Raw genomic sequence first — 16245 nt, 5'->3', positions numbered from 1 at the left:
TCGTTCACGCCCCCGCCTTGGCGGTGGCCAGGTCCGTGGGGGCCTGGTCAGCGGTGTCGTCGTGGAACTCGAGCTGCGCGCGCTTGTTGGCGATGAGGCCTTCAGGGCGGAAGCGCATGAGCAGGATGAGGGCGATGCCGAACGCGAGGAGCTGGTAGTCCTGGAGGAAGGCCAGCTTCGCCGGGATCAGGAAGAGCAGTGCGGCGCCGAGGATGGGGCCGCGGATGGTGCCCATGCCGCCGAGGATGACGGCGGCGAGAAGGAACGCGGAGTTCGGCGGGACGGGCCCGGCGAAGACGTAGTTCTCGGGGACGACCGTGGTGTTGACGTGTGCCTGGACGGTGCCGGCGAGGCCGGCGAGGGTGGCGCCGAGGGCGAAGGCGATGAGCTTGACCTTGAAGCCGTTGATGCCCATGGCTTCGGCGGCGGTCTCGTCCTCGCGGATGGCGACCCAGGCGCGGCCGATGCGGCTGTTGCCGGCGCGGGCGAAGACCACGACGACCAGGGCCATGACCAGCAGCATCAGGAAGTAGTAGTTGGCGTAGGCGCCGAGTTCGATGCCGGCGACGATGTGGGACTCGCCGAAGTTCCACCCGAAGATCTCGAGGTGGGGGATGTTCGGGATGCCGTTCGGGCCGTTGGTGACGTCCGGGCCGGAGGTGCCGTCGAGGTTGCCCATGGCGATGCGGAAGATTTCTCCGAAGCCGAGGGTGACGATGGCGAGGTAGTCGCCGCGCAGGCGGAGGGTCGGTGCACCGATGACCACGCCGAAGATGAGCGAGACGATGGCGCCGACGATGACCGCCGCCCAGAAGGGGAGGTGGATGCCGAAGGCGGAGGCGGTGCTGCCGGAGACCAGGGCGGCGGCGTAGGCGCCGACGCCGAGGAAGGCGACGTAGCCGAGGTCGAGGAGGCCGGCGAGGCCGACGACGATGTTGAGGCCGAGGGCGACGGTCGCGAAGATCAGGATGTTGACCGCGATCAGCGTGTAGGTGTCGCCGCTCTGCTGGATGAAGGGGAAGGCGATCGCGGCGGCCGCGGTGCCGAGGAGGGTGACCTGGCGGTTGTTCGCGGTGAGGACCGAGAAGCGGGCGAGGAGGCCCGACTTGTTCAGGGCGAGGGCCGCGAGGCCGACCGTGATCAGGTAGGCGACGAAGAGCTGCGGTTCCTTGTCATCGGTGTCGATGCCGAAGGTGATGACGAAGAGGCCGAGGGCGAAGACGCCGGTGATGATGAGGATCTCGGCCCAGTTGGGCAGCTTGCTCTTGGCGGGGGTCACCTTGCGGCTGTCGTCGGGGAGCTTGTACGCGGCGAGGGCCGGGACAAGGGAGCCGACGAGGGCGACGTAGGCGCCGGGTTCGAGGTTGACGACGCCGCCGAGGACGACGGTGATCGCGATGACCGTGAACCAGGTGGCGGCCAGGTTGCCGAGGGCGAGGAACCAGATGGGCTTGCGGGAGCCGGCCGGGGTGAGCCAGGTGAAGCCCTTGACGCCGAGCGCGGAGAGCGCGTGGACGAGGGTGAGGGCGGCTCCGGCCAGGGTGATGTACTGCAGGTCGGCCGGGCTGCCGTAGAAGGTGAGGTCGCCGGGGAAGTCGGCGGTCCACGTCCAGGCGAGGAAGGCGCTGACGATGGTGAGGAGGCTGCCGCCGACGATCGCGTAGAGGAGCGCGGCGGGGGCGGGTGCCGTCTTCGGGGTCTGCGTCGGCGTCTGCGGGGTGGTGTCTGTGGTCATGGTTCTCACGCCCGATCCGTGACGCGCTGGCCGAGCAGGCCTTGGGGCCGCACGAGGAGGACGACGATGAGGAGTACGAAGGCCCAGACGTTGGACCAGGCTCCGCCGCCGAGCTGCTGCATGCCGGGGATCTCTTCGATGTAGGCGATCGAGAGGGCTTCGGCGAGTCCGAGGACGACGCCGCCGACCATGGCTCCGTAGATGTTGCCGATGCCGCCGAGGACGGCTGCGGTGAAGGCCTTGAGGCCGAGGATGAAGCCCATCTCGAAGTTGATCTGGCCCTTGTCGACGCCGTAGGCGACGGCTGCGACGGCTGCGAACGCGGCACCGATGGCGAAGGCCATGACGATGATGCGGTCGGTGTTGATGCCCATCAGCTTGGCGGTGTCGGGGTCCTGCGCGGTGGCCTGCATGGCGCGGCCGCTGCGGCTCTTCTGGACGAAGACGCCGAGGGCGAGCATGCAGAGGGGGGCGAGGATGAGGACGAAGAGGTCCGCACGCTGGATCGCGAGGCTGTCGGTGATCTTGAAGGCTGCTCCCTTGAACTCGGGGAAGCTGACTGCCTTCTTGGCGTCCGGGTAGAACTGCCACACGAGCTGCTGGAGCGCGATCGAGAGGCCGATTGCGGTGATGAGGGGTGCGAGCCTGGGAGCGCTGCGCAGGGGGCGGTAGGCGAAGCGTTCGGCTGCGCATGCCACGGCGACGGAGCAGATGGCGCCGCCGACGATCATGACGGGTATCGCGATCAGCAGGGTGGTGCCGGTCGGGAGGATGGCGTAGGCGGTGAGCGCGCCGAAGCCGCCGATCATGAAGATCTCGCCGTGGGCGAAGTTGATGAGCTGGACGATGCCGTAGACCATGGTGTACCCGATGGCGATGAGGCCATAGAGAGCACCGAGGGCCAGGCCGTTGGCCAGCTGTTGCGGCAGTTCGTGCACCGCAGGGCCTCCGATGAGCGTGTCGGATAAGACTCCGCGCGAGGGCACTGTTTGCGCCCTCGCGCGGCGTTGGTTCAGGTGTTGCGGGTGTTACGGGTGGTGCTGGGTGCTACGGCTTACTGGTTGAAGGTGTCGCTCTTGACGTCGACCCACTTGCCGCCCTCGACCTTGTAGACCGTGAGCTGCTTGTTGGTGGTGTCGCCGTACTGGTCGAAGGCGACCTTGCCGGTCACGCCCTCGAAGGAGACCTTGCCGAGAGCCTCGACGACCTTGGCGCGGGCGTCGTCGGGGAGCTTGCCGCTGTTGGCGGCGACGACGGCCTTGACGGCCTGGATGACGGCCCAGCCGGCGTCGTAGGAGTAGCCACCGTAGGCGGCGTACGGGTCCTTGTAGCCCTCGGCCTTGTAGTCCTCGATGAACTTCTTGGCCGTGTCGAGCTTCTCGACCGGGTAGCCGATCGAGGTGGCGAGGTCGCCCTCGTTGGCCTCACCGGAGGCGCTGATGAAGGCGGGGTCCTGGATGCCGTCGCCGCCCATGAGCGGGACGTTGGCGCCGGTCTTCTTGATCTGGTCGGCGAGCAGGCCGCCCTCGGGGTACTGGCCGCCGAAGTAGACGGAGTCGGCGCCGGAGGACTTGACCTTGTCGGCGGTGGAGGAGAAGTCGGTCTCCTTCACGGTGACGTGGTCGGTGCCGGCGACCTCGCCGCCGAGCTTCTTGAACTCGTCGGCGAAGATGGCGGCGAGGCCGGCGCCGTAGGTCTGCTTGTCGTCGACGATGAAGACCTTCTTCTTGCCGGCGTCCTTGAAGAGGTACTGGGCGGCGAACTTGCCCTGGACCACGTCGGTGGCGGCGGTGCGGAAGTAGGTGTCGAAGCCGCGCTTGAACTCGCCCTTGCCCCAGTTGTCGCCCTGGCTGAGCGCGGGGTTGGTGTTGGCGGGGGAGACCTGCGCCAGCTTGGCGGAGGCGAAGACGCCCTGCATCTGCTGGGCGACGCCCGAGTTCAGGGGGCCGACGACGCCGAGGACGTCCTTGTTGCCGACGAGCTTGGTGGCGTTGGCCTGGCCGGAGGCCGGGACGGCCTGGTCGTCGAGGGCCTCGACCTTGAACTCGATGCCGGGGACCTCGTTGTTCTTGTTGGCCGTCTTGGCCGCGAGGTCCACGGAGTTCTTGATGCCCTGACCGAGTGCGGAGAGGGAACCGGTGAGCGGGGCGTCGACGCCGATGACGACGACGGTCTTCTTGCCGCCGCTGTTGTCCTTGGAGCCTCCGTCGCGCGATCCGCAAGCGGTGAGGGTCAGTGCTCCCGTGGTGATCACGGTGGTGAGGATGAGCAAAGAACGGTGTCGCACGATTCTTCCTTTCCCTGGCGCAGCCCTCTGTCGAGGTGCCGTTGGGTCGCCGGGCCGCACTGGAGAGGTCCACGGCCGTGCTGATTCGCGCCCTGCGGCGCGGTGACTGGCCGTGACTCTAGGGCCGAGGTGGCGAGCACCGGGAGGCGGGAAAGGAGGATGTGACGCTCTTGTTATGCCAAGGCCAAGAATGTGTGGTGGGAGTTTAAACAAAACGGACATTTAGGCACCCTTGAGATCGTCCGCATGGTGAGAAATCGCAGTTCCTCTAAGGGGCTTGAGGCCTCCATGCACCTGTCTTAGATCAAATTGAGCCGAATGTGGCTGCGCGTGCCCGAAACAATCCTCCGGGTGGTCATTCCCAAGGGAAAAGGTGGATTCGAGCCGTCCGGGGAATTACGCAGAGTGATGATTGCGGCATTGTGTCGGGACTGTGAACGATCTTGTCTCTGTGGTGGCAGGGTCTCCCACCTGCGGTTCGACCCCGCGGAGGCATCTGCCCGGTAGCCGGACAGCATGCTCGGAATGCGGTGACGACGGTCACATCGGGGTGCGCCAGTTCTCCGAGCTGCGGGTCGCGCCGCCCTGTTCGGCGCAGCGCTGCGCCACGAAGTGGTCGATCAGCTCAAGTGCCTTGTCCCGACCGGCAGTTAGCTCCTCCGTGCGCCCTGCGGCCACCGCGTCCTCGTGGATCGCGTACTGATCGTTGGACAGACCCTTCTGCTCCCAGTCGAGGCCGGACCACGTGGTGCCCAGCAGGGTCTCCTTCGCCCAGTAGGACACGAGGCTCGTGCACACCTGTACGGGGGAGGCGGGGGTGGGGGCGGAGGGGCTCGCGGAGCCCGCCGCGGAGGATGGCGCGGAGGATGAGCAGCCGGTCAGGGCGAGCGCCGCGAGAAGGGTGTGGGCGGCGTACCGGGCCGTGCGTGGCATGGTCCCCATGGGGGGACGGTAGGCGGTGACCACCGGTGAGACAACAGATGTCACCGCGAAGCGTGCGGACTGGCGGATTCCGGGCTGTTGGGCGGCCGGCGCCTCCCCGCTCGCTCCATGAGCGGACGTCCGAGCGCAACGGCCTTGATCGGGTCGGCCTGGCGGGAGCCGGCCGCCCCCCGACGCGGGCAACAGCGACAGCTGTCCGGAAGTCGTCGCCGCCGGCCGCCGGTGCGGACGGCTTCGAGGTGCTGCTCCTGGAGTACGTCCTGCCCGTCCTCGGGTGCGCCGGCGACCGGGCGGCGCTGCCGGTCGTCGAGCGGTTCCTCGGGCACCCCGACGCGGCGGTGCGCCGGGAGGCGGCGTCGGCGGTGCGCGAGGTGCACGGGCGTTCGCGGGCCGGCCGGGAGGGGCCGGGCTGAGCCCCGGCGGCGGGCCGGGGCCCGTTCGTCGGGGCCGTACGGGCCGCGTCAGGCCTGGGAGTGGGCCTCGGCGCCGCCGGCGACCTGGTCGACGTCGCGCAGCAGGCAGGTCAGGCGGGCGGTGCAGATCCGCTTGTCCTGCTCGTCGGTGATGACGATCTCGAAGGTGGTCGTCGAGCGGCCGCGGTGGACCGGGGTGGCGACGCCGGTGACGATGCCGCTGCGGGCGCCCCGGTGGTGGGTGCAGTTCAGGTCCACGCCGACGGCGATCTTGCTGATGCCGCCGTGCATCATCGCGCCGATCGAGCCGAGGGTCTCGGCCAGTACGGCGGAGGCCCCGCCGTGCAGCAGTCCGTAGGGCTGGGTGTTGCCCTTGACGGGCATGGTGCCGACGACGCGGGCGGCCGAGGCCTCCAGGATGCGGATGTCCATGCGCTCGCCGAGGTCTCCGGCCGAGAACAGCGCGGGCAGGTCGATGCCCAGGGCCGCGTACTCGTCGAGGACCTCCTGCGGGAACTTCACTGCGTGCTGCTGCTCACCCATGGTCAGGCTCCGTTCGTCAACGCTCGTTAACCTTCTTTTCCTGAGGTCGTTCTATCAGGAGGGTTCGAAGCGCACGACGACGGACTTGCTGGCCGGGGTATTGCTGGTGTCCGCGGTCGAGTCGAGCGGGACCAGCACGTTCGTCTCGGGGTAGTACGCGGCGGCGCAGCCGCGGGCGGTCGGGTAGTGCACGACGCGGAATCCGGGTGCGCGCCGTTCCACGCCGTCCTTCCACTCGCTCACCAGGTCGGTGTACGAGCCGTCGGCGAGGCCGAGCTCCGCGGCGTCGGCGGGGTGGACCATGACGACGCGGCGGCCGCCGGTGATGCCGCGGTAGCGGTCGTCGAGGCCGTAGATCGTGGTGTTGTACTGGTCGTGGCTGCGCAGGGTCTGCAGGAGCAGCCGGCCGGGCGGGACGCGGGGGTACTCGACGGGAGCGGCGGTGAAGTTCGCCTTGCCGGTCCTGGTCGGGAAGCGGCGTTCGTCGCGCGGGGCGTGCGGCAGCCGGAAGCCCTCGGGGCGGGCGGCGCGGGCGTTGAAGTCCTCGAAGCCGGGGACCACGCGGGAGATCCGGTCGCGGACGGCGGCGTAGTCGCGCTCGAAGTCCTCCCACGGGGTGGCGGAGGCGGGGCCGAGGACGGCGCGGGCCATCCGGGCCACGATCGCGGGCTCGGAGAGCAGGTGCGGGGAGGCGGGGGCGAGGTTGCCGCGGGAGGCGTGGACCATGCCCATGGAGTCCTCGACGGTGACGAACTGCCGGCCGGAGGCCTGGACGTCCTTGTCCGTGCGGCCGAGGGTGGGCAGGATCAGGGCGCGCCGGCCGGTGACCGCGTGGGAGCGGTTGAGCTTGGTGGAGACGTGGACGGTCAGGGCGGTGCGGCGGATCGCGGCCTCGGTGACCTCGGTGTCGGGGGTGGCGCCGACGAAATTGCCGCCCATGGCGAAGAGGACCTTGGCGTGGCCGTCGCGCATCGCCTGGATGGATCGGACCACGTCGTAGCCGTGGCCGCGCGGCGAGGTGATGCCGAATTCCTTGTCGAGGGCGTCGAGGAAGGCGGGCGCCGGCCGTTCGAAGATGCCCATGGTGCGGTCGCCCTGGACGTTGGAGTGGCCGCGGACGGGGCAGACGCCGGCGCCGGGGCGGCCGATGTTCCCGCGCAGCAGCAGGAGGTTGACGACCTCGCGGATGGTGGCGACGGCGTGCTTGTGCTGGGTGAGGCCCATGGCCCAGCAGACGATGGTGCGCTTCGACGCCAGGACCATGGCGAGGGCGCGCTCGATCTCGGGGCGGGTCAGGCCGGTGGCCGTGAGGGTCTCGTCCCAGTCAGCTTCCTTGGCGGCGGCCGCGAGGTCCTCGTAGCCGTGGGTGTGCTCGTGGATGAACGCCTCGTCGGTGGCGCCCTCCGTCTCGATGACGAGCTTGTTCAGGAGGCGGAAGAGGGCCTGGTCGCCGCCGATGCGGATCTGCAGGAAGAGGTCGTTGAGGGCGGTGCCCCGGAGCATGCCGAGGGGGGTCTGCGGGTTCTTGAACCGCTCCATGCCGGCCTCGGGCAGCGGGTTCACCGAGATGATCTTCGCGCCGGCGGTCTTGGCCTTCTCCAGGGCGGAGAGCATGCGCGGGTGGTTGGTTCCCGGGTTCTGGCCGGCGACGATGATCAGGTCGGCCTGGTGGAGGTCTTCGAGGGAGACGCTGCCCTTGCCGATGCCGATGGTCTCGGTGAGTGCGGAGCCCGAGGACTCGTGGCACATGTTGGAGCAGTCGGGCAGGTTGTTGGTGCCGAACTCGCGGGCGAAGAGCTGGAAGAGGAACGCGGCCTCGTTGCTGGTGCGGCCCGAGGTGTAGAAGAGGGCCTCGTCGGGGGAGCCGAGCGCGGTCAGTTCCTCCGCGATGACGGCGAAGGCGCGCTCCCAGCTGATCGGCTCGTAGCGGTCGCCGCCCTCGGGGAGGTACATCGGCCGGGTGATGCGGCCCTGCTGGCCCAGCCAGTAGCCGGAGCGGGTGGCCAGGTCGGCCAGGGGGTGCGCGGCGAAGAACTCGGGGGTGACCCGGCGCAGGGTGGCCTCCTCCGCGACGGCCTTGGCGCCGTTCTCGCAGAATTCGGCGGTGTGCCGCTTGTCGCCCTCGGGCCAGGCGCAGCCGGGGCAGTCGAAGCCGTCCTTCTGGTTGACCTTCAGGAGGGTGCGGGCGGTGCGGGCCAGGCCCATCTGCTCCTGTGCGATGCGCAGGGTGTGGCCGATCGCCGGAAGGCCGGCCGCCGCGTGCTTGGGCGGTGTGACCTGCGGTGCGTCCTGTACCGGATCACCTGTGGGCGGCTTGGTCGCCATCGCGCTCCCCTTCGAGCGTACGTACGGGTGCAGCACGGGTGGCCGCGTACTTCGATCCTTGCACGACCCACGGGGTTCGGGGAGGGCGGTCCGGTGCTCGCGGCGCCCGGCCGGGTGCGCCGGGGGCGTCCGGTGGGGCGGATGCGCCGGGGGAGGCGACGGGCCGGAATTGTCGGTGGGGGCGCCTAGGATCGGGGACGTGGCAGATTCAGCATCGAAGAAGACGGACCAGACGACCGCAGCGGACCGCCCCCGCCTGATGCTCATGGACGGGCACTCCCTGGCGTACCGGGCGTTCTTCGCGCTGCCCGCGGAGAACTTCACGACCGCGACGGGGCAGCCGACGAACGCCATCTACGGCTTCGCGTCGATGCTGGCGAACACGCTGCGCGACGAGGCGCCCACGCACTTCGCGGTGGCGTTCGACGTGTCCCGCAAGACGTGGCGTTCGACGGAGTTCCCCGAGTACAAGGCGAACCGTTCCAAGACGCCCGACGAGTTCAAGGGACAGGTCGAGCTGATCGGCGAGCTCCTCGACGCGATGAAGGTGCCGCGGTTCGCCGTCGACGGCTTCGAGGCCGACGACGTGATCGCGACGCTGGCGACGCAGGCGGAGGCCCTCGGTTTCGAGGTGCTGATCGTCACCGGCGACCGGGACTCCTTCCAGCTCGTGTCCGAGCACACGACCGTGCTCTACCCGACCAAGGGCGTCTCGGAGCTGACGCGCTTCACGCCGGAGAAGGTCGAGGAGAAGTACGGGCTCACCCCGCAGCAGTACCCGGACTTCGCGGCCCTGCGCGGCGATCCGTCCGACAACCTCCCCGGCATTCCGGGCGTCGGTGAGAAGACCGCCGCCAAGTGGATCACCCAGTTCGGGTCGTTCGCGGAGCTCGTGGAGCGCGCCGAGGAGGTCAAGGGCAAGGCCGGGCAGAACTTCCGGGACCACCTGGAGGCCGTCAAGCTCAACCGGGTCCTGACCGAGATGGTCAAGGACGTGGAGCTGCCCAAGTCCGCCGCCGACCTGGGCCGCCTGCCGTACGACCGGTCCGCGGTCACCGGTGTGCTGGACGTGCTGGAGATCCGCAACCCGTCGCTGCGCGAGCGGCTGCTGGCCGTGGACCCGGGTGCGGCCGAGCAGGAGAGCGCCCCGGCGCCCGCGGCCGGCGTGGAGCTCGACGCGTCCGTGCTGGGCGCGGGCGAGCTGGCGCCGTGGCTGGAGAGCCACGCGGGCGGACCCCTGGGCGTCGCGACCGTCGACAGCTGGGCCCTGGGCCAGGGCAACGTCGCCGAGGTCGCGCTGGCCGCCGCCGGGGGTGCGGCCGCCTGGTTCACCCCGGCCGAGCTCGACGAGAGCGACGAGCGGGCCTTCGCGGCCTGGGCGGCCGATGCGGCCCGGCCCAAGGTCGTGCACAACGCCAAGGGTCTGATGCGGGTCTTCCCCGAGCACGGCTGGAGCCTCGCCGGCGTCACCATGGACACCGCGCTCGCCGCCTACCTGGTCAAGCCGGGCCGGCGCTCCTTCGCCCTGGACGCCCTGTCGACGGAGTACCTGCACCGTGAGCTGGCCCCCGCCGCCGCCGACGGGCAGCTGGCCTTCGGCGCCGACGAGACGGCCGAGGCCGAGGCGCTGATGGCGCAGGCCCGCGCCGTCCTGGACCTGGGTGACGCCTTCACCGGCAAGCTCAGCGAGGTGGGCGCCGCGGAGCTGCTGCACGACATGGAGCTGCCGACCTCAGAGCTGCTCGCCCGCATGGAGCGCGCCGGCATCGCCGCCGACCGCGACCACCTGGAAGCCATGGAGCAGCAGTTCGCGGGAGCCGTGCAGCAGGCGGTCAAGGAGGCGCACGCGGCGGTCGGCCACGAGTTCAACCTCGGCTCGCCCAAGCAGCTCCAGGAGGTCTTCTTCGGCGAGCTGGACCTGCCGAAGACGAAGAAGACCAAGACCGGCTACACCACGGACGCCGACGCGCTGGCCTGGCTGGCGACGCAGACCGACCACGAACTGCCGGTGATCATGCTCCGGCACCGGGAGCAGGCCAAGCTGCGCGTCACGGTCGAGGGCCTGGTCAAGACCATCGCCGCCGACGGCCGGGTGCACACCAGCTTCAGCCAGACCGTCGCCGCGACCGGCCGCCTGTCCTCCACCGACCCGAACCTGCAGAACGTGCCGGTGCGCACCGACGAGGGGCGCGCCATCCGCCGCGGCTTCGTCGTCGGCGAGGGCTTCGAGTCCCTGATGACGGCCGACTACAGCCAGATCGAGCTGCGCGTGATGGCCCACCTCTCCGAGGACGAGGGCCTGATCGAGGCGTTCGCCACCGGCGAGGACCTGCACACCACCGTCGCCTCCCAGGTGTTCGGGGTGGAGCGCGACCAGGTCGACGCCGAGATGCGCCGCAAGATCAAGGCCATGTCCTACGGCCTGGCCTACGGGCTGTCCGCCTTCGGCCTCTCGCAGCAGCTGGGCATCGAGCCCGCCGAGGCGCGCGGCCTGATGGAGACCTTCTTCGAGCGCTTCGGCGGGGTCCGCGACTACCTCCAGCGCGTGGTGGACGAGGCCCGGGCCACCGGATACACGGCGACGGTCTTCGGCCGCCGCCGGTACCTGCCGGACCTCAACAGCGACAACCGCCAGCGCCGCGAAGCCGCCGAGCGGATGGCGCTCAACGCCCCGATCCAGGGCACCGCCGCCGACATCGTCAAGGTCGCGATGCTGCGCGTGGACAAGGCGATCACCGAGGCCGGCCTGCGGTCGCGGATGCTGCTCCAGGTCCACGACGAAATCGTGCTGGAGATCGCCCCCGGCGAGCACGAGCAGGTGGAGGAGCTGGTGCGCCGCGAGATGGGCGCCGCCGTCGAGCTCCGCGCCCCGCTGGACGTGTCGGTGGGTGTCGGCACGGACTGGGAGTCCGCCGCGCACTGATCCGCGTGACGATGCGCGAGCAGCGCCCGTCCCCGTCCGCTCAGGCGGTGGGGACGGGCGTTCGCGTCTCCTCGTCCGCGCGGTCGCCGCGGTGCCGGTCGCGGCCGCGGCCCTGGCGCAGGCGGACGAGGACCCCGTAGACCAGCAGGGACACGCACAGGCCGCCGCCCGCACCGAAGCAGACGGTCGGAATGATGTCGAGGGGCGTACGGATCCGGTCGAAGAAGGTGAAGAAGCGGATCACGCGGAAGGTCACGCCGACCGCGACGCCCGCCGCGATCAACGCCAGTGCGCCCCAGTACTCCGCGCGGCCGAGCACCGGCACAGACGCGGGCGCCGGGGAGGACGGCAGCCGGCGCAGGGCGGTGGCCGTGAACCACAGCAGCGCGCAGGCCGCGATCGCCGAACTGCCGTACTGGAGGAAGGTGTAGGGCGGGAAGCCGAAGGCGATGGGCTCGCCGAGCCAGGGCAGCGCGTTCGATCCCCACCGGTCCCCGTGCGTGAAGCTGTCCCAGAGCACGTGCGTCAGCGAACCGGCCACCGCCGAAACGTAGAACCACGCGGCGAGCGCGGGCAGTCGGCGGCCGGCGCGCCACTCCTCGCCCCGCAGGAGGGCATGGACCCTGCCCTGCCAGTCGGCCGGCAGGAGCGCGACGAGCGGCTCGCGCAGCAGCAGCCAGCACCCCACAAGGACGGCGGTGAGCACCGCGTCCAGCGTGAACACCCCGAGCAGCGAGTGCGTGACGCTCCCGTACGCCATGAAGCCCTCGACGACCGCGTCCGTGAAGTAGAAGGTGTCCGGCGCGAAGGAGCCGAGGACCATCGCGGAGGCGACGAGGGGACCCCGTGCACGGCCCGTCCGGCGGATGGCCGGAAGTACGGCCGCCGCATGGCTGAGAGTGAACGGCATGGCACCTCTTCTGGATGTTGCTGTGGTCGTTCCCTACTTCGGGCCAATGCGCCCGAAGGGTCCCGACAGTATGCGTGACCTGCTTGAGGACGTGGGGATCCGGTGAATTCCGGCCCGTGGTGCGTGCCCATTGCAGGGAGCTGACGTAGGGTCACGCGGACGTCGAGGGGGAGGGGTCCGGCTCATGTCGTCTCGGATATTCGGCCGCAGGCTGCGCAGGGGGACCACGGCCGCGCTGGTCTGCGCGCTGACGGTCGCCGCACTGACCGCTTCGCGGGGTCCCGCGCGCGTCGGCCCGGACGCGCCGTCCGCGGCCGGCGGGAACGCCGCGGACGGACCGCTCCCCGCCGACGCGAGCGGCGGCGATTCGGCCTACTTCACCGAACTGCCCCCGCTGGCAAGCCCGCAGCCGCCGGCGGTGCTGCTGCCGGAGGGGACTGCGCCGACGGCGGGCACGGACCCGGCGGCGCAGCCCGAACAGCCCTCCGGCCCGGTCGGGACCGGGCCGGGGGAAGGGGCGCAGGGGATACCGGCGAGCGTGCTCGCGGCGTACCGGCGGGCGGAGCAGGCCGTGGGGAGGAGCGACCCCGGCTGCGGACTGCGCTGGCAACTCCTGGCCGCCATCGGCAAGGTGGAGTCCGGACAGGCGCGGGGCGGCCAGGTGGACGCGGCGGGGACCACCCTGCGGCCGATCCTCGGACCGGTGCTCGACGGCAACGGCTTCGCGAACATCCGGGACACCGACGGCGGCGCCTACGACGGCGACGCGCGCTACGACCGGGCGGTCGGGCCGATGCAGTTCATCCCCTCCACGTGGGCGGCCTGGGGCCAGGACGCGGACGGCGACGGGCGCCGCAACCCGAACAACGTGCACGACGCGGCCCTCGCGGCCGCCCGCTACCTGTGCGCGGGCACCCGGGACCTGCGGGCGGAGGCGGACCTGGACCGGGCGGTGCTCTCCTACAACCGCTCCACGGAGTACCTGCGGACGGTCCGGTCCTGGTTCACGTACTACCTCAAGGGCACGCACGAGGTCCCGGACACCGGCGGCACGCCCGCGCCCGCGACGCCGTCCCCGAGGCCCACCCCGCCCCCGGCCCCGACGCCCAGGCCGAGCCCGACCCCCGCACCGGACCCGAAGCCGACACCGACCCCCACGCCCGAGCCCACCCCCACGCCGACACCCACGCCGACGCCCGATCCGAAGCCGACGCCGACCCCCGCACCGACGCCGACCCCTACCCCTACCCCCACGCCGGATCCGACGCCGACTCCGACGCCCACCCCCACCCCGACGGGAAGCCCGGCCCCGAACCCTTCCCCGAGCCCGACCACCGGCGCCCGGCCCACGCCCGCGCCCACACCCACTCCCAGCCCCACGGCCTCGGCGAAGCCCGGCTCCGCTCCCGCGCCGAGCCCGACGGCGACGCGCGTTCCGTAGGGCCCGACGGGCGGTCCCGCGGTCGCGGCCCGCGGGCGGGGGCGAGACGGTTCTCATCTCGCCCCCGCGTTGCTACGGTGCCCCCTCTCTGACGCCTCATCAGATTTCGGAGCCCCGGCATGCGCGCATTCGTCGCCGCCGTCATCGGCCTCGCGGCCGCGCTGGCCCTCGTGTTCGCCGTCACGGCGTTCGGGGTGCCCGAAGGCGAGACCTCACCCAAGCCCCTGCTCACCACCGCGCCCCCCGCGCCCGGAAAGTAGAGGAGGGCCCGGCCGTGCGACGCAGAGCGAGCCTTGTCCTGCTGGCCCTAGCCGTGTTCTGCGCAGCCCTCGCGCCGCTGCTGCGCTGGTACGCGTACCCGCGACTCGCGAAGATCCCGCCGAACCAGTACCAGGAGATGGTCCTGGAGGCGAAGGACGCGACCCTCCTCGACTACGCCGGCGGCATGCAGCCCAAGAAGGTCGACAAGGTCACGATCGTCCAGACCCTCAAGGGCAACGTGGAGGCCTCCCGGGAGATCGAGGCCAGTGCCGGCAAGGACGTCGTCGTCTGGGACACGCTGTCCTACATCATCGGCCCGGACGGCAAGATGGTCTCCCAGATCCCGGAGCGCTACATCTTCGACGCCCACACCCAGGACCCGGTGCACGCCACCGGGGAGATGGTCGACGGCGACGCGGTCCAGCGCCAGGGCATCGAGTTCAAATGGCCCTTCTTCGCCGAACCGCGCGACTACCTCTACTTCGACGCCCAGACCCGCACCTCCTCGCCGATCCACTACGTCGGACCGCGCCGCTTCAAGGGCATGGACGTCCACTACTTCGAGCAGACCATCCCCTGGACCAAGGTGGCCATGCCGAAGAAGATGCCGATCGAGGGCATCGACCCCGCCACGATCGAGGCGGCCACCGGCACCACCCTCTGGTACACCGCCAAGGTGCGCTTCTGGGTCGACCCGGTGACCGGGGCGCCCGTCAACGCCGAACAGGACATCCAGCAGGAGATGCGCGGCGGCATCGCCTCGGGCGGCCCCGACGGCAGGCTCACCGCCTTCGCCGGGCACGTCACCATGCGCGAGGACTACTCCGACTACACCGTCGCCCTGGTCAAGGCGAACCGGGCCAAGGTCCTCGCGCTGCACACCTACGCCCCGGCCGGCCTGGCCGCCGGCGGCCTCGCCCTGCTCGGGCTGGCGCTGTGGCTGGAGGCCCGCGGCCGCCGCGTACGGGACGACGAGCGCGTCCCGCAGGACGGGGTCAGCGCCTGAGCCGGGCGTTGGTGTGGCGGGTGGGCTCGGCCGTGGCCGGGTCCTCCGGCCAGGGGTGTTTGGGATAGCGGCCGCGCAGCTCCGCCCGGACGGCGCGGTAGCCGCCCTGCCAGAAGGAGGCCAGGTCGGCGGTGACGGCGGCCGGACGCCCCGCCGGCGACAGCAGGTGGACGAGTACGGGAACCCCCGCCACCCGCGGGGTCTCGGCCAGTCCGAACAGCTCCTGGAGCTTCACCGCGAGCACCGGCTGCCCGTGCTCGGCGGAGTAGTCCAGCCGGATCCGGGACCCGCTGGGCACCTCCAGACGTTCCGGGGCCAGCTCGTCCAGCCGCGCCGCCTCCCCGGTGGCCCACGGCAGCAGCCGGTTCAGGGCCTGGCCTGCGTCGATCCGGGCCAGGTCCGCGCGCCGCCGGGCCCGGGACAGCTCGGGTTCCAGCCAGTCGTCGGCCCGCTCCAGGAGCACCCCGTCCGCTTCCACCTCGGGCCACGCGCCGCCGAGCGTCCGGTGCAGGAAGCCGAGGCGGGCCCGCAGCGCCCGCGCGTCCGGGGACCAGCGCAGCAGGTCCAGCCCCTCGGCGCGCAGCCCTTCGATCAGGGCCGCCCGTACGAGCGCCGGATCGGGGGTGCGCAGGGGGCGCACGGCCAGTTCGACCGCGCCGAGCCGCTGCGCCGCGCGGGCGACCACGTCCCCGTCCTCCCAGTGCACCTCCTCGGCGTCGGTGCGCAGGTGGGCGGCGGCGGCCAGGGCGGTGTCCTCGTCGACGACCGCGGCGAGCCGGATCCGTGCGGAGGCGGAGTGCGGGGGCCGGTCGGCGACGGCGACGGCCAGCCAGGGCGCGTTGCGCAGGCCCGAGCCGTCCCCGAGCTCCGCCCCGGTCCCGGAAGCCATGAGGAACGCCGTCGCTGCCTTGGCCCGGGCGACCCGCTCGGGGAACGCGAGGGCGGCGATCAGCCCGGCCGCGAGGTCGTCGGGTGCGACGCCGCCGGGGCTCCGCCCCGGACCCCGCTCCTCGAACGCCGGAGGGGCTGAAATCGCCGACGGGGCGCGTCCGGGTCCGCCGGCGTTCGAGGCGCGGGCGCCCGGGGCGGAGCCTCCGGCCCCGGCTCCGGAGCCGGGCTCCGCGTCCCCGGTTCCGGGCGCGTGTCCCGGGGCCGCGCTCTCGTGCTCGGTTTCAGGCGTGCTCCCCGCAGGGGCTACGGCACGGGACAGGCGGCGGACCTCCCCGCGCCAGCGGGTGGCGTACGCGTCGCCGCCCGCGCGGGCCCGCCGCCAGGCCGCCGCCAGGTCGTCCCCGTACTCCCGGGGCGGCTCCTCGCTCAGCAGCGCGACCACCTCGGCCGCCCGGCGGGCGCCGAGCGCGGCGCCGCCGTCCAGCAGGGCCCGAGCCAGCCGCGGGTGCAGCCCGAGCCGGGCCATCCGCAGCCCGCGCGGGCTGCGGATGGCCCGGCTCGGGCTGCA

Annotated in this window: 13 protein-coding genes; 5 read left to right on the top strand and 8 right to left on the bottom strand. The window is 71.5% G+C overall.

Annotation, left to right across the window (positions count from 1 at the left end):
* Positions 1 to 4: 4 nt before the first annotated feature.
* The 4 genes from E6U81_RS36605 to E6U81_RS36590 all read right to left on the bottom strand — a co-directional run bounded on the left by E6U81_RS36605 (position 5) and on the right by E6U81_RS36590 (position 4964).
* A complete protein-coding gene (locus E6U81_RS36605; RefSeq protein WP_136234320.1) occupies positions 5 to 1735 on the bottom strand; it encodes a branched-chain amino acid ABC transporter permease in 1731 nt (576 codons plus the stop codon).
* A gap of 5 nt (positions 1736 to 1740) precedes the next feature.
* Complete coding sequence (locus E6U81_RS36600) at positions 1741 to 2673, bottom strand: branched-chain amino acid ABC transporter permease (RefSeq protein WP_030664890.1); 933 nt, start codon at positions 2671 to 2673, stop codon at positions 1741 to 1743.
* A 116-nt stretch (positions 2674 to 2789) separates the two neighbouring features.
* Positions 2790 to 4022: a branched-chain amino acid ABC transporter substrate-binding protein gene (locus E6U81_RS36595; RefSeq protein ID WP_136234319.1), complete on the bottom strand. Its 1233-nt coding sequence runs from the start codon at positions 4020 to 4022 to the stop codon at positions 2790 to 2792.
* 540 nt (positions 4023 to 4562) lie between these two features.
* On the bottom strand, positions 4563 to 4964 hold the full coding sequence (locus E6U81_RS36590; protein ID WP_136234318.1) for a hypothetical protein: 402 nt from the start codon (positions 4962 to 4964) through the stop codon (positions 4563 to 4565).
* 239 nt (positions 4965 to 5203) lie between these two features.
* On the opposite strand from E6U81_RS36590, the gene E6U81_RS40295 reads away from it, so the two are divergent.
* Positions 5204 to 5377, top strand: coding sequence for a hypothetical protein (locus E6U81_RS40295; protein WP_168714846.1), 174 nt, complete (start codon positions 5204 to 5206; stop codon positions 5375 to 5377).
* A 48-nt stretch (positions 5378 to 5425) separates the two neighbouring features.
* Here E6U81_RS40295 and E6U81_RS36585 read toward each other — a convergent pair whose 3' ends face one another.
* Together E6U81_RS36585 and E6U81_RS36580 are read right to left on the bottom strand one after the other, a co-directional pair.
* Positions 5426 to 5920 (bottom strand): hotdog fold thioesterase, encoded by a 495-nt coding sequence (locus E6U81_RS36585; protein WP_136234317.1) that lies wholly within the window; start codon positions 5918 to 5920, stop codon positions 5426 to 5428.
* 54 nt (positions 5921 to 5974) lie between these two features.
* Positions 5975 to 8245 (bottom strand): FdhF/YdeP family oxidoreductase, encoded by a 2271-nt coding sequence (locus tag E6U81_RS36580; RefSeq protein WP_136234316.1) that lies wholly within the window; start codon positions 8243 to 8245, stop codon positions 5975 to 5977.
* A 199-nt stretch (positions 8246 to 8444) separates the two neighbouring features.
* Between E6U81_RS36580 and polA the strand changes: the two genes are divergently transcribed.
* Positions 8445 to 11168 (top strand): DNA polymerase I, encoded by a 2724-nt coding sequence (gene polA / locus E6U81_RS36575; protein WP_136234315.1) that lies wholly within the window; start codon positions 8445 to 8447, stop codon positions 11166 to 11168.
* Between the two features lie 40 nt (positions 11169 to 11208).
* Here the strand turns inward: polA and E6U81_RS36570 are convergent, their stop codons facing one another.
* Positions 11209 to 12078, bottom strand: a complete 870-nt coding sequence (locus tag E6U81_RS36570; protein ID WP_136234314.1) for a DUF4184 family protein — start codon at positions 12076 to 12078, stop codon at positions 11209 to 11211.
* A 184-nt stretch (positions 12079 to 12262) separates the two neighbouring features.
* Between E6U81_RS36570 and E6U81_RS36565 the strand changes: the two genes are divergently transcribed.
* The 3 genes from E6U81_RS36565 to E6U81_RS36555 all read left to right on the top strand — a co-directional run bounded on the left by E6U81_RS36565 (position 12263) and on the right by E6U81_RS36555 (position 14786).
* Positions 12263 to 13519, top strand: coding sequence for a lytic murein transglycosylase (locus E6U81_RS36565; RefSeq protein ID WP_136234313.1), 1257 nt, complete (start codon positions 12263 to 12265; stop codon positions 13517 to 13519).
* Between the two features lie 119 nt (positions 13520 to 13638).
* The gene (locus E6U81_RS36560) at positions 13639 to 13779 is read left to right on the top strand and encodes an SPW_0924 family protein (RefSeq protein ID WP_136234312.1); all 141 of its coding nucleotides are present in this window, start codon (positions 13639 to 13641) and stop codon (positions 13777 to 13779) included.
* Between the two features lie 14 nt (positions 13780 to 13793).
* Entirely contained in the window at positions 13794 to 14786 is a 993-nt protein-coding gene (locus tag E6U81_RS36555) for a DUF3068 domain-containing protein (protein WP_136234311.1), read from the top strand.
* Here E6U81_RS36555 and E6U81_RS36550 read toward each other — a convergent pair.
* On the bottom strand, positions 14776 to 16245 hold a 1470-nt coding region (locus tag E6U81_RS36550), incomplete at its 5' end, for an ATP-dependent helicase C-terminal domain-containing protein (RefSeq protein ID WP_276615841.1). The two genes, E6U81_RS36555 and E6U81_RS36550, sit on opposite strands and share 11 nt — an antisense overlap.

Origin of the sequence: Streptomyces sp. A0592, assembly GCF_004795115.1 — a bacterium.
Lineage (GTDB): Bacteria > Actinomycetota > Actinomycetes > Streptomycetales > Streptomycetaceae > Streptomyces > Streptomyces erythrochromogenes.
This window is presented reverse-complemented; position numbering and strand designations above follow the sequence as displayed.

What these genes read in the sequence shown, in the direction of transcription:
- E6U81_RS36605 (WP_136234320.1), bottom strand. Translation starts at nt 1,735, where the DNA reads ATGACCACAGACACCACCCCGCAGACGCCGACGCAGACCCCGAAGACG.
- E6U81_RS36590 (WP_136234318.1), bottom strand. Translation starts at nt 4,964, where the DNA reads ATGGGGACCATGCCACGCACGGCCCGGTACGCCGCCCACACCCTTCTC.
- E6U81_RS36585 (WP_136234317.1), bottom strand. Translation starts at nt 5,920, where the DNA reads ATGGGTGAGCAGCAGCACGCAGTGAAGTTCCCGCAGGAGGTCCTCGAC.
- E6U81_RS36580 (WP_136234316.1), bottom strand. Translation starts at nt 8,245, where the DNA reads ATGGCGACCAAGCCGCCCACAGGTGATCCGGTACAGGACGCACCGCAG.
- E6U81_RS36570 (WP_136234314.1), bottom strand. Translation starts at nt 12,078, where the DNA reads ATGCCGTTCACTCTCAGCCATGCGGCGGCCGTACTTCCGGCCATCCGC.
- E6U81_RS36565 (WP_136234313.1), top strand. Translation starts at nt 12,263, where the DNA reads ATGTCGTCTCGGATATTCGGCCGCAGGCTGCGCAGGGGGACCACGGCC.
- E6U81_RS36560 (WP_136234312.1), top strand. Translation starts at nt 13,639, where the DNA reads ATGCGCGCATTCGTCGCCGCCGTCATCGGCCTCGCGGCCGCGCTGGCC.